Raw genomic sequence first — 13,378 nt, 5'->3', positions numbered from 1 at the left:
GTACAGAAGAATGTCTATCGAAATTAAAGTACCGGACATCGGTGCAGACGAAGTGGAAATCACCGAAATTCTGGTGAAAGTGGGCGATAAAGTTGAAGCAGAACAATCGCTGATCACCGTTGAAGGTGATAAAGCTTCCATGGAAGTCCCATCCCCGCAGGCGGGTGTGGTTAAAGAAATCAAGGTTGCCGTCGGTGATAAAACCGAAACCGGCAAACTGCTGATGATCTTTGAAGCAGAAGGGGCGGCTCAGGCCGCACCAGCTGCCAAGGCTGAAGAGAAACCGGCCGCAGCACCTGCTGCTGCACCGGCTGCCGCTGCTGCCAAAGACGTTGCGGTACCGGACATCGGTGCTGACGAAGTTGAAGTGACCGAGATCCTGGTGAAAGTGGGCGACAAGGTGGAAGCCGAGCAGTCCCTGATCACCGTTGAAGGCGACAAGGCTTCAATGGAAGTTCCGGCACCGTTCGCAGGTACCGTGAAAGAGATCAAAATCGCCACCGGCGACAAAGTCACCACCGGTTCTATGATCATGGTGTTCGAAGTGGCTGGCGCCGCTTCTGCTGCCGCTCCGGCTGCGGCACAAGCTCCGGCTGCTCCTGCAGCACCGGCGGCTTCTGCGGCCAAAGACGTTGCAGTACCGGACATCGGCGGCGACGAAGTAGAAGTCACTGAAGTGATGGTTAAAGTGGGCGACAAAGTTGCCGCTGAGCAGTCACTGATCACCGTTGAAGGTGACAAGGCTTCTATGGAAGTGCCGGCACCGTTCGCAGGTACCGTGAAAGAAATTAAAATCAGCGCCGGCGATAAAGTGAAAACCGGTTCCCTGATTATGGTGTTCGAAGTTGAAGGCGCTGCGCCTGCTGCCGCTCCAGCCCAGAAGGCAGAAGCTGCACCGGCTCCGGCTGCAAGTTCTGCACCGGCCCAACAGGCTGCACCTGCTGCCAAAGGCGAGTTCGCTGAGAACGACGCTTATGTGCACGCTACCCCGGTCATCCGCCGTCTGGCGCGTGAGTTCGGCGTAAACCTGGCGAAAGTGAAAGGCACCGGTCGTAAAGGCCGCATCCTGCGCGAAGACGTTCAGACTTACGTGAAAGACGCGGTCAAACGTGCAGAAGCGGCTCCGGCTGCTGCTGCCGGTGGCGGTCTGCCAGGCATGCTGCCTTGGCCGAAAGTGGACTTCAGCAAGTTCGGTGAGATCGAAGAAGTGGAACTGGGTCGTATCCAGAAAATCTCTGGTGCCAACCTGAGCCGTAACTGGGTGATGATCCCGCATGTGACTCACTTCGACAAAACCGATATCACCGATCTGGAAGCTTTCCGCAAGCAACAGAACGAAGAAGCTGCCAAGCGTAAGCTGGACGTGAAGTTCACCCCGGTGGTGTTCATCATGAAAGCCGTTGCTGCTGCTCTGGAGCAGATGCCGCGCTTCAACAGCTCTCTGTCCGAAGATGGCCAGAAGCTGACGTTGAAGAAATACATCAACGTGGGTGTGGCGGTTGATACGCCAAACGGTCTGGTGGTTCCGGTGTTCAAGGATGTGAACAAGAAGAGCATCACTGAACTGTCCCGCGAACTGATGGCTATCTCCAAAAAAGCTCGTGACGGCAAGCTGACCGCAGGCGAAATGCAGGGCGGGTGTTTCACCATCTCTAGCCTGGGCGGTATCGGGACGACTCACTTCGCACCGATTGTGAATGCACCGGAAGTGGCCATTCTGGGCGTCTCCAAGTCTGCTATGGAGCCGGTCTGGAACGGTAAAGAGTTCGTGCCGCGCCTGATGATGCCAATGTCGCTCTCCTTCGACCACCGTGTTATTGACGGTGCAGATGGTGCGCGCTTTATTACCATCATCAACAACATGCTGGCTGACATCCGCCGTATGGTGATGTAATGAAAAAAGGGCGCAGCATGCTGCGCCCTTACCACTTCAGTAGCAGTTTTGTCGGTTTTTGCACGACTCGACAAAATTGTTGAGACACGGGTCACTCGAACACGCTTTGCAGATTATTAACAATTCTGTAAACTGCTGGCGGTGTAAGCGTCCCGGTGGATGAAGGGCGTTATGAGATCGATTAGCTATAAAAATGACGTCTGACCCGCCGGACAATCAATTAAGAGGTCATGATGAGTACTGAAATTAAAACTCAGGTCGTGGTACTTGGGGCGGGCCCGGCAGGTTACTCTGCTGCCTTTCGTTGCGCTGACTTAGGTCTTGAAACCGTTCTGGTTGAACGTTATTCCACTCTGGGCGGGGTTTGCCTGAACGTGGGATGTATCCCTTCCAAAGCCCTGTTGCACGTTGCCAAAGTGATCGAAGAAGCCAAAGCCCTGGCCGAACACGGCATCGTTTTCGGCGAGCCGAAAACTGACATCGACAAAGTGCGCGTCTGGAAAGAAAAAGTCATCAATCAGCTGACCGGCGGTCTGGCTGGTATGGCTAAAGGCCGTAAAGTGAAAGTGGTTAACGGCCTGGGCAAGTTCACCGGCGCTAACACCCTGGTTGTTGAAGGCGAAAATGGCCCAACCACCATCAACTTCGACAATGCCATCATTGCCGCAGGTTCCCGTCCGATCCAACTGCCATTCATTCCTCATGAAGATCCACGCGTGTGGGACTCTACCGATGCACTGGAACTGAAAACTGTCCCAGAGCGTCTGCTGGTTATGGGCGGCGGCATCATCGGCCTGGAAATGGGCACCGTATACCATGCGCTGGGTTCACAGATCGACGTGGTCGAAATGTTTGACCAGGTGATCCCGGCTGCTGACAAAGACGTGGTGAAAGTCTTCACCAAACGCATCAGCAAGCAGTTCAACCTGATGCTGGAAACCAAAGTGACCGCGGTAGAAGCCAAAGAAGACGGCATCTATGTCACTATGGAAGGCAAAAAAGCGCCTGCAGAACCACAGCGTTACGACGCGGTGCTGGTGGCTATCGGCCGTGTGCCGAACGGCAAACTGCTGGAAGCGGGTAAAGCCGGTGTTGAAGTTGACGAGCGTGGCTTCATCAACGTCGACAAACAACTGCGCACCAACGTGCCGCACATCTTCGCTATCGGCGACATCGTCGGTCAACCGATGCTGGCGCACAAAGGCGTGCATGAAGGCCACGTTGCCGCAGAAGTTATCGCCGGCATGAAGCACTACTTCGACCCGAAAGTGATCCCATCGATCGCGTACACCGAGCCGGAAGTTGCGTGGGTGGGTCTGACCGAGAAAGAAGCGAAAGAGAAAGGCATCAGCTACGAAACTTCCACCTTCCCGTGGGCAGCTTCTGGCCGTGCTATCGCTTCCGATTGTGCAGACGGCATGACCAAACTGATCTTCGACAAAGAAACTCACCGTATTATCGGTGGCGCGATTGTCGGCACCAACGGCGGCGAGCTGCTGGGTGAGATCGGTCTGGCTATCGAGATGGGTTGCGACGCAGAAGACATCGCGCTGACTATCCATGCTCACCCAACCCTGCACGAATCCGTAGGTTTGGCGGCTGAGATCTACGAAGGCAGCATCACCGACTTGCCTAACCCGAAAGCCAAGAAGAAGTAATTCTGCTGGTTTGAAAGGTTGATAAGCGGCTCCTGAAAAGGGGCCGTTTTTTTGTGCCTTCCGCTCTCAAATTTTACTATTCGCGACCAATAGCCATTGTAAGTGAATGGGTATTGTGTTGTGCTCGTCAGGCTTAATTTTGTTGTAGACGGACCCAACCTGCAGCCGCGGCTAGCCTGTACCGCAGCCGATTACACTGTACTCAACGATTCAGCAAAGATTTAATGTTGCTTTTATGTGAACGAATTAACAACCAATTCAAATCCTGATATGCTGGCTGAGCGGAACCGGGCACTGTAACTTACAGTCCAGGACATCGACAGCAGTGCCCCGTCAGGATCAATGGCATCAATACCGTGCGCTAAACCCGGTTTGAATAGAGAACGCCAGGCACAATAAATGACAATGAGAGCGAGGAGAATGTCGTGCTAGAAGAATACCGTAAGCACGTAGCCGAGCGTGCTGCAGAGGGCATCGTCCCTAAGCCGTTAGACGCCACCCAAATGGCAGCGCTGGTTGAATCATTAAAGAATCCGCCAAAAGGCGAAGAAGAATTCCTGTTAGATCTGCTGATTAACCGTGTACCCCCAGGCGTCGACGAAGCCGCCTATGTTAAAGCAGGTTTCCTGGCGGCCATCGCCAAAGGCGAAGCAACCTCCCCCCTGATTACCCCTGAGAAAGCCATTGAACTGTTGGGCACCATGCAGGGCGGCTATAACATTCATCCGCTGATTGACGCGCTGGATAACGAAAAGTTGGCTGCAATTGCCGCCAAAGCGCTGTCTCATACGCTGCTGATGTTTGATAACTTCTACGACGTGGAAGAGAAAGCCAAGGCGGGTAACCCACACGCCAAACAGATTATGCAGTCCTGGGCCGATGCCGAGTGGTATCTGTCGCGTCCGCAGTTGGCGGAAAAAATCACCGTTACCGTGTTTAAAGTCACCGGTGAAACCAATACCGATGATCTGTCACCGGCACCGGATGCCTGGTCGCGCCCGGATATCCCGCTGCACGCCCTGGCGATGCTGAAAAACGAACGTGAAGGCATAGTGCCGGATCAGCCGGGCAGCGTTGGCCCGATCAAGCAGATTGAACTGCTGAACAAAAAAGGCTTCCCGCTGGCCTACGTCGGTGACGTGGTCGGTACCGGTTCATCCCGTAAGTCCGCCACCAACTCGGTGCTGTGGTTTATGGGCGACGACATCCCGCACGTGCCTAACAAGCGCGGTGGCGGTGTGGTGCTGGGTGGCAAAATTGCGCCTATCTTCTTCAACACCATGGAAGATGCCGGTGCGTTGCCGATTGAAGTGGACGTCAATGACCTGAACATGGGTGACGTGATCGACATTTACCCGTACAAGGGTGAAGTGCGTAACCATGAAACCGGTGAACTGATTGCCAACTTCGAACTGAAGACCGACGTGCTGCTCGACGAAGTGCGCGCCGGTGGCCGTATTCCGCTGATCATCGGTCGTGGCCTGACCACGAAAGCACGTGAATCTTTGGGTCTGCCGCACAGCGATGTGTTCCGCATTGCCAAAGAAGTGGCAGCCAGCAACAAAGGCTTCTCGCTGGCACAGAAAATGGTTGGCCGCGCCTGTGGCGTTGCCGGCGTGCGTCCGGGGGAATACTGCGAGCCGAAGATGACCTCCGTCGGTTCTCAGGACACCACCGGCCCGATGACCCGTGACGAGCTGAAAGACCTGGCTTGCCTGGGCTTCTCTGCCGATCTGGTGATGCAGTCGTTCTGTCACACTGCCGCGTACCCGAAACCGGTTGATGTGACCACTCACCATACGCTGCCGGACTTTATCATGAACCGTGGTGGCGTATCGCTGCGACCTGGCGACGGCGTTATCCACTCCTGGCTGAACCGCATGCTGCTGCCGGATACCGTGGGTACCGGTGGTGACTCCCACACCCGTTTCCCGATCGGTATTTCCTTCCCGGCGGGTTCAGGCCTGGTCGCCTTTGCTGCCGCCACCGGCGTGATGCCGCTGGATATGCCTGAGTCGGTGCTGGTGCGCTTCAAAGGCAAGATGCAGCCTGGCATTACTCTGCGCGACCTGGTGCATGCTATCCCTTACTACGCCATCCAGCAGGGTCTGCTGACGGTTGAGAAGAAGGGCAAGAAGAACATCTTCTCCGGCCGTATTCTGGAAATCGAAGGTTTGCCGGAGCTGAAAGTTGAGCAGGCGTTCGAACTGACCGACGCCTCTGCCGAGCGTTCCGCTGCCGGTTGCACCATCAAACTGGACAAGGCACCGATCGAAGAGTACCTGAACTCCAACATCGTACTGCTGAAGTGGATGATCTCCGAAGGTTACGGCGACCGCCGTACGCTGGAGCGTCGTATCCAAGGCATGCAGAAATGGCTGGCGGATCCGCAACTGCTGGAAGGCGATGCGGATGCAGAATACGCTGCGGTGATCGACATCGATCTGGCAGAGATCACTCAGCCAATCCTGTGTGCGCCAAACGATCCGGATGATGCGCGTCTGCTGTCAGATGTGGCCAACAGCAAGATCGACGAAGTGTTCATCGGGTCCTGTATGACCAACATCGGCCACTTCCGTGCCGCCGGCAAGCTGCTGGATCAGCACAAGGGCCAGTTGCCGACCCGTCTGTGGGTAGCACCGCCAACCAAGATGGACGCAGCTCAGTTGACCGAAGAGGGCTACTACAGCGTATTCGGCAAGAGCGGGGCACGCATCGAGATCCCGGGTTGTTCACTGTGCATGGGTAACCAGGCGCGTGTGGCTGATGGTGCGACGGTAGTTTCCACCTCTACCCGTAACTTCCCGAACCGCTTGGGTACTGGCGCTAACGTCTATCTGGCGTCTGCAGAACTGGCGGCGGTGGCTTCATTGCTGGGCCGCCTGCCAACGCCGGACGAATACCAGACGTACATGGCACAGGTTGATAAAACGGCGGCGGATACCTACCGCTATCTGAACTTTGACCAACTGGGTCAGTACACTGAAAAAGCCGACGGCGTGATCTTCCAAACCGCTGTTTAAGTCGCTATATTGCGCAACTGTTTAACGGGAGGCCTTGGCCTCCCGTTTTATTTTTCTCAGTTGCCAACTTTGCGAGCGCTCACTGAGTTAGTCATGAATTAATGTTTACACTAAGAGAAAGGGCTCAGGAGGGCGTGCTATGGATTACGAATTTCTGCGTGACGTGACCGGACAGGTGATCGTCAGATTTTCGATGGGGCATGAGGTCATTGGCCACTGGATCAACGAAGAACTCAAAGGCGATTTTAACCTGCTGGATCGCATTGAAGCCGGTGCGGCGGAAGTGAAAGGCAGCGAGCGTCAATGGCAGTTGGAAGGCCATGAATACACATTGCTGATGGACGGTGAAGAAGTAATGATCCGTGCCAATCTGCTGGAGTTTGAAGGCGAAGAGATGGAGGAGGGGATGAATTATTATGACGAAGAAAGCCTCTCATTCTGCGGCGTCGAAGATTTTCTGCAGGTGCTGAAGGCCTACCGTTCTTTTATGCTGAAATACTGATTGTGCCGACAGGGGCAGTGAGAGTGCCCCTGTACATTAGGCGCTAAGCGTTAAGCGCGGCCAGAAATGAGCGGCCGTTGTAGGGAGCTTTAGCGTTGAAGAACTCACAAACTGTTGCCCCCACGTCAGAAAGCGTGGTGCGAATACCGAGTGAGCAAGCCGCTTGTCCTGGGCGAAAAACTAACAGGGGAACCTGTTCGCGCGTGTGTTTGCTGTGACCGACGGTAGGATCGTTACCGTGGTCAGCCATGACGACCAGACAATCGCTTCCATCCATCGCGGAGATGAGTTTTGCCAGTGAAGCATCGACCAGTTGCAGGCGTTCGGCGTAACGTTCTGCATCTTGCGCATGACCGGCAAGATCGGTTTCCTGAATATTGGTGCAGATAAACGCTGGCCCCGGGCGCTGCAATTCATCGAGGGTGATATCCAGGATGGTTTGCGAATCAACCAGCTGCTGATAATTACGTCCCTGCGGGTTTTCGACAATATCGGCCACTTTCCCTACCAGGACGGTCAAAATGCCTTGCTGGTATAATTGTTGCGGTACCTGAACGCTGGCATCGACCCCATAGCCCAGGTGGATCACCTGGAAGCCGTTCCGATAAACCCCGGCCTTTGGGCTGTTGATGCCGATAAAGCGGTTATCTTTGACTTCCACCGCCGCCAGGATTTGTTCACTGCTTTCCAGCAAGCCGCCGTAGGCGATAACCCGGCCCACTTCGACACAACTGCGCACCACCCGACCAATTTTTTCCACCTGCTCAAAGCTGATGGCCGAGAGATTGCCACAGACGTTAAACACCTGGCCTAAATCCGCTTCGAGGTTGTCACCAATGGCGACTGCGTCGTTGACCCAAAGTAAACGCAATTCGCTGTTGTGAGCCGGATAGCGTTCGACCTTAAAACCTTCGTTCTTTAGCGCCTGTTCAACTTTTTCAAGCCGGGTAGAGAAGGGCATGCGCACCGGAGGAAGTGGCAGGGTACCCATGATTTCCTGATGCCCCATGAAGGTATCACCGCCCTCGTGTTGCAGCAGTGCGACGCCAAAAGCCGCTGTCGGGCTTTCGTGCATGGCGCTGACGCGATGGCCGGGTTCGGCGATATGCAGTGCATTGATCAAACCGAGCTTTTCGAGCATCGGCAGTTGCAGATTGGGCAACCGTTGCAAAATATGGCCGCAAGTATTGGCGCCAATGTCCTGTGGGCGCACTTCGGGAACATCTCCCATAGCACCCACGCCAAAACTATCAATGACCAAAACCACAAACTTATCCATGATGGCTCCTTGCCAGGTCGTTACCGAGACTATCAAACACCCCCAACAGTTGAGGGTTACCCATTTGAATACCGCTTATCAGCGCCACATCGCTGCGTGTTACAAAAACCTGAGTGCGAAAACACATAATCACCGGGCTGCTGACAGGCCAGCGTCCTGCTAATGGCAGCGTATAATCGATGCTGTCGCTATCTATCGGCAGTACGCGACAGCGCTGCCATTGGCCGTCGAGCACCAGCGCGTTTTGCAGGTGGCCGCGGCGATAGTAGCCACCGCCATAGCAGAAACTGATGTTGTCCTGGCCGTGCGAAATTTCAGAAAGGTAAAGCATGGCTATTTTTTCCGGGCCGCCGCCGTACTGATTCGCGGGCTGAGTGCCCGTCAGGGCATGGCCAGGTTCGGTATGGGTCACGCCGGCAGCGGCCAGTTTGGGCAGGGTTTCAATGCAGGTTGCCGAAGCGGCATTCATTTGGCGAACTTCAATACCCTGCTGTTCCAGCAGGTTTTTTGCCCTGGCTAATGTGGTGAGATTGGGGGTTGCCTCGGTAGTTTGCCGTTGCTCGTTGAATAGCATGCAGGGGAAGTGAGTGACCCCAATAATTTCAACGCCTGCCATCCCGCTGATTTGATTAATCACGTCCGGCAGTTCTGCCAATAAGAAACCCGCCTCCTGGCCCGGATAGACCACGTCGCCTTTATCCTGAACTTTCAGTAGCAGCGCCTGCCGGTGATTTTGGCGCAGCGCCGCAGTGGAGATCTGCCGTGCTTTTTCAATGCTATAAACGGTAATGACTTCTGGACGCTGGGCAATGGCTTCATCAATCATATTGACGGGCGTTTGCACCAGATGGCCAATGTGGGCTATCGGTAAACCCTGCTGCCAAAGTTGACGAGCCTCTTTAAAATCAACGGCGACAATGCCCTGATAACCCTGCTTCAACAGCAGCTGGCATAGCAGCGGATTGCGGCCAAACTGTTTGCTCATCAGGTACAGCGAAAGGCCCAGTTTCTCCGCGCATTCCTGTAATAGCCGGGCATTTTCCAATACCAGGTCGACATCGATAACGTAGCAATCCGGCTTGATAGCGCCGTTACGCCAAAAGTGAACAGCGGCATCAATCAGGGCAGGGTTTTGTTTTTCCAGCGCATTTAGAAACATAGGTCCCTCGATGTGTGCTATTAATTCATTTTTTTGAATATTTAATGCGTAATCAAAACTTCACACTGTGCTGCTGTCTGTCTGGGCGAGATACAGGCCAAAAACGTTAGCCAGTAGGTAGCCGAGTTCAGAATCTGGAATCGCAAATGCGAATAAACTCAGCAGGTCGCTGTTGATTTCCCGGATGTTGGCAAAGACGTTTGATGCTTCGATCTCATCTAATAGCTCCGGATCGATAGCCGCGATGATTTCCCCACGGCGTGCGCGTGTCAGGGCATTGGCCATATGGGTAATCATCATTTCGCCCTGGGTATGGCGGATATTAAGCTGCCAATGCTGCTCGAGCCGTTTAACGACCTCAAGCATACCGATATAGACCTCAGTATCGATGACCTGGGCATCATGTAAAATCTGCAGACGTGTTTCCATTTTGCTGCTCCTGAGTTAGTAACTGGGTTCTCTGGTGCCTTTTTTGACTTCTTGTTGATGTGCCAATAGCCGCTGCAGGTTAACCAGCGTCTTGACCAGATGAGGGATCACCCGGTCATCATTGCGCACCAGCAGGACGGCTTCGGAAGCCTTAATGCTTACCGGGTAATGATTAAGGGGTTCCTTGACCAGGTTCAGACTGTCGAGATCTTCGGTTACGTTCCACACCGTTGCATCTATTTCTCCCCGCTCAATCCGCGTCAGAGATTCGTTATAAGGCAGGTTAATGCGTTCAATATCCTGCCCGGCAAATACCACTTCCGTGAGCAAACGCTGATCGGGCGAACGAGAGTCCAGACCAATACGACGGATGTTCTGTTTTTCGCCTTTGCGATAAACCAACTGATGCCCGTCAACGTAAGAACCGGCCCCCAACATCATTGCCGCAGTGACTTTGCCATCGCGCAAGTAGCTTTCTGCGGCAAGATGGGAGACGACCGCCATGTCATAAACGCCGTCGATCAGGCATTCAATGCGGACATCTGCACCGCGCATATGGGCGTAATAGAGTGGGTAACCCTCAAACTGGGCCTTAAGCGCGCTGGCCAGTCCTTCATACAGTCGGGTGTAGGGCAATGGCATGGCACACACAATATTGCCGATATCCGCTTGCTCCAGCAGGGCCGGATAATTCATGTTGCTAAGCAGGGTACCATTCCTGCCGCGACGCTCCAGCGTAACGCAAGAGGCGGTTTCCAGGGTCTTCAAGGCGTGTTGTACCACGCCGACCGAGAGATTCAGTTCGCTGGACAGCTCATCAATGGTTTTCAGACGGGCACCCGGTGCCAGTCCGAACAGGTAGCGTGCCAGGCTGACTAACGCCAGACCTTCCTTCTTAATAAATGCCTTGCTCATCTTTTTTAATTTTCATTTTTGTGAAGATTTAAATCTTCTATCTTCCCGGCCCATCAGGCAATCGGCAAAAAATGATAATGGGAGAGGGATCACATAACTCAGAGGGGGAGACGAATGAGGCTTATGGTTTGGGCGAAAACAGACAGGCATTTAAGAGTAGGGTGCGGCATGCCGCACCCGTTACTTATCACAGATGCGGAATATTGCGGCCGTAATAGATTTCCTGCATCTCTTTCCACAGCAGATCGGTAATCTCTTTACGTTCGGCGGCACTCAGCGCATCCGGTTTGGCGTTAAACAGGTAGTGCTTCAGATCGAAATCCTTCAGCAACATCTTGGTATGGAAGATGTTCTCCTGATAAACATTCACGTCCATCATGTGGTACAGCGCCTTCATATCATCAGACATAAAGTTCTGGATCGAGTTGATCTCATGATCGATGTAATGCTTCACGCCGTTCACGTCGCGGGTAAAGCCACGCACGCGGTAGTCCATGGTAACGATGTCGGATTCCAACTGGTGGATCAGGTAATTCAGCGCTTTAAGCGGTGAAATCACGCCGCAGGTCGACACTTCGATATCGGCGCGGAAAGTGCACAAACCACCTTCCGGATGGCTCTCCGGATAGGTATGAACGCAGATGTGGCTCTTGTCCAGGTGGGCAACCACCGTTTTTGACAGCGGGCCTGGGTGTTCCGAGGTATCGACATCGTTCGGATCCACCGGCTCTTCGCTGACCAGAATGGTCACGCTGGCACCCTGAGGTTCATAGTCCTGGCGGGCAATGTTCAGAATATTAGCGCCAATGATCGAGCAGGTTTCGCTCAGGATCTCGGTCAGGCGATTGGCGTTGTATTGCTCGTCAATGTAGGCGATATAGCCAGCGCGGTCATCCGCAGTTTTGGCGTAACAAATATCGTAAATACAAAAACTCAGGCTCTTGGTCAGGTTGTTGAAGCCGTGCAGTTTTAGCTTATGCAATTTGGTTCACCTCCTTTATCTTCTCGCTTAACGTGAAACGTTCAGTGCGTCGAGCAAATACTGCGGCAGAGCAAAGCTGCCCGCGTGAATTGCCGGGTTGTAATAACGACAGTTTAAGCCGCTTTGATGAAAGCGATGTTGCAGCGTGGTCAGATCAAGCTGGCGCAGCGCCGGATCCTGGCTCGCCCAGGCGAAGGTCATGATACCGCCGTAATAGGTCGGGATCGCCGCCTGATAGAAGCTGACGTCCTTGAAGTACTGGCTCAGCCTGGTGTGGCTATTGACCGCTTCGTCTTGCTGCAGGAAGCACACGCCGTTCTGCGCAACAAAAATGCCGCCTTCGTTCAGGCAGCGCGCGCAGCCTTCGTAGAATGCTGAGGTGAACAGACTTTCGCCGGGGCCGATGGGATCGGTACAGTCAGAGATAATCACATCGAATTTTTCATCGGTCTGATTAACAAAGTTGACGCCGTCGTCGATCACCAGCTTGAAGCGCGGATCGTCATAAGCACCGGCATTGTGGTTAGGTAGATATTGGCGACAGAACTCGACCACACCGGCGTCGATCTCAACCATGGTGATCTGCTCTACGCCCTGATGGCGGCTGACTTCGCGCAGCATGGCGCCGTCGCCACCGCCGATGATCAGCACTTTCTTCGCCTGGCCGTGGGCCAGCAGCGGTACGTGGGTCATCATTTCGTGATAGATGAACTCATCGCGCTCGGTGGTTTGCACCACGCCGTCGAGCGCCATCACGCGCCCCAGAACCGGGTTTTCAAAAATCACCAAATCCTGATGCTCGGTCTTCTCACGATACAGCACGTTCTCTACCGAGAAGTACTGGCCGAAGTTGGCATGCAGCGTTTCATACCAAATTTCTTTCTGGGTCATGTGCGGGGACTCCGTAATAACAGCCATGAAAAATTGGCGCAACATCATAGCTAACTCTGCCTGGTGATGCACGGCTGAATTTCAAACAGAGGTAGCGCAAGGCGGGGGGATTAGTTGGCGTATGCCAGCAGGCTCAGCGAGTCGCGCGCCAGGGATTTGCACTTGTTGGGGGTAGGGATGGCGATCCCGCTGAGATCGCGATAGCTGTCTTCACCCAGCGCCTTCATATTAAAACTATTATAGTTGGTCAGATCCCAACGGTTTTGCTGAGCGAAATAAACGATGGCGCGCTTGATTTGTGCATTGGGCAAATCGTTGTAGCCGCAGTCATTTTTCAAATAAATAAAGACCGCCGTCAGATCGGCCAGATCTTCCGCCTCAGACTCATTCAGCGCCAGACTGGCGTTGGAGAACCCCAGCATGGTGAGCAGCAGCACCAGTAACGTTGTTTTTTTCATCATGAAAATAGACCTGTTTATTGTCCACAGACGTTATCACACTTGCCTGTAAAGGCACCAAATTTTATTACCGGCAGGTAACATAACCGGCAGCAAAGGCTTGACCTTCCGCTAAGGGGAGGGTTTAGGCTGCGAACAGATCAATCTATACCCATACTCTTTCAAGTTGCAGTGCAGCTTGTGCCGCA

At 53.8% G+C, this 13,378-nt stretch carries 11 protein-coding genes; 4 read left to right on the top strand and 7 right to left on the bottom strand.

Annotated features, from left to right (window positions below):
- Window positions 1-10 precede the first annotated feature (10 nt).
- The 4 genes from aceF to yacL all read left to right on the top strand — a co-directional run bounded on the left by aceF (window position 11) and on the right by yacL (window position 7,077).
- Window positions 11-1,894 (top strand): pyruvate dehydrogenase complex dihydrolipoyllysine-residue acetyltransferase, encoded by a 1,884-nt coding sequence (gene aceF, locus ACSOSI_RS21730; protein ID WP_476706118.1) that lies wholly within the window; start codon window positions 11-13, stop codon window positions 1,892-1,894.
- Between the two features lie 233 nt (window positions 1,895-2,127).
- Complete coding sequence (lpdA, locus tag ACSOSI_RS21725; protein ID WP_012146711.1) at window positions 2,128-3,552, top strand: dihydrolipoyl dehydrogenase; 1,425 nt, start codon at window positions 2,128-2,130, stop codon at window positions 3,550-3,552.
- Between the two features lie 425 nt (window positions 3,553-3,977).
- Complete coding sequence (acnB, locus tag ACSOSI_RS21720; RefSeq protein WP_012146710.1) at window positions 3,978-6,575, top strand: bifunctional aconitate hydratase 2/2-methylisocitrate dehydratase; 2,598 nt, start codon at window positions 3,978-3,980, stop codon at window positions 6,573-6,575.
- A gap of 139 nt (window positions 6,576-6,714) precedes the next feature.
- Window positions 6,715-7,077: a protein YacL gene (gene yacL, locus ACSOSI_RS21715; protein WP_012146709.1), complete on the top strand. Its 363-nt coding sequence runs from the start codon at window positions 6,715-6,717 to the stop codon at window positions 7,075-7,077.
- Window positions 7,078-7,120: 43 nt separating this feature from the next.
- On the opposite strand, the gene ACSOSI_RS21710 is transcribed toward yacL, so the two are convergent.
- The 7 genes from ACSOSI_RS21710 to ACSOSI_RS21680 form a co-directional block, all read right to left on the bottom strand.
- On the bottom strand, window positions 7,121-8,356 hold the full coding sequence (locus tag ACSOSI_RS21710) for a phosphopentomutase (RefSeq protein ID WP_476706117.1): 1,236 nt from the start codon (window positions 8,354-8,356) through the stop codon (window positions 7,121-7,123).
- A complete protein-coding gene (locus ACSOSI_RS21705) occupies window positions 8,349-9,515 on the bottom strand; it encodes a YhfX family PLP-dependent enzyme (RefSeq protein WP_476706116.1) in 1,167 nt (388 codons plus the stop codon). The genes ACSOSI_RS21710 and ACSOSI_RS21705 overlap by 8 nt, the downstream gene beginning before the upstream one ends.
- A 60-nt stretch (window positions 9,516-9,575) precedes the next feature.
- The gene (locus ACSOSI_RS21700; protein WP_012146706.1) at window positions 9,576-9,944 is read right to left on the bottom strand and encodes a PRD domain-containing protein; all 369 of its coding nucleotides are present in this window, start codon (window positions 9,942-9,944) and stop codon (window positions 9,576-9,578) included.
- A gap of 15 nt (window positions 9,945-9,959) precedes the next feature.
- Window positions 9,960-10,859, bottom strand: coding sequence for a GntR family transcriptional regulator YhfZ (gene yhfZ, locus ACSOSI_RS21695; RefSeq protein WP_115183849.1), 900 nt, complete (start codon window positions 10,857-10,859; stop codon window positions 9,960-9,962).
- 187 nt (window positions 10,860-11,046) lie between these two features.
- Entirely contained in the window at window positions 11,047-11,841 is a 795-nt protein-coding gene (speD, locus tag ACSOSI_RS21690) for an adenosylmethionine decarboxylase (protein ID WP_012146704.1), read from the bottom strand.
- Between the two features lie 27 nt (window positions 11,842-11,868).
- The gene (gene speE / locus ACSOSI_RS21685) at window positions 11,869-12,732 is read right to left on the bottom strand and encodes a polyamine aminopropyltransferase (protein WP_012146703.1); all 864 of its coding nucleotides are present in this window, start codon (window positions 12,730-12,732) and stop codon (window positions 11,869-11,871) included.
- Window positions 12,733-12,842: 110 nt separating this feature from the next.
- Entirely contained in the window at window positions 12,843-13,190 is a 348-nt protein-coding gene (locus ACSOSI_RS21680; RefSeq protein WP_037410781.1) for a YacC family pilotin-like protein, read from the bottom strand.
- Window positions 13,191-13,378: the final 188 nt, after the last annotated feature.

Source organism: Serratia sp. AR11, assembly GCF_056376275.1.
The sequence above is the reverse complement of the archived record's forward strand: the minus strand, read 5'-3'. Positions and strand labels throughout refer to the sequence as shown.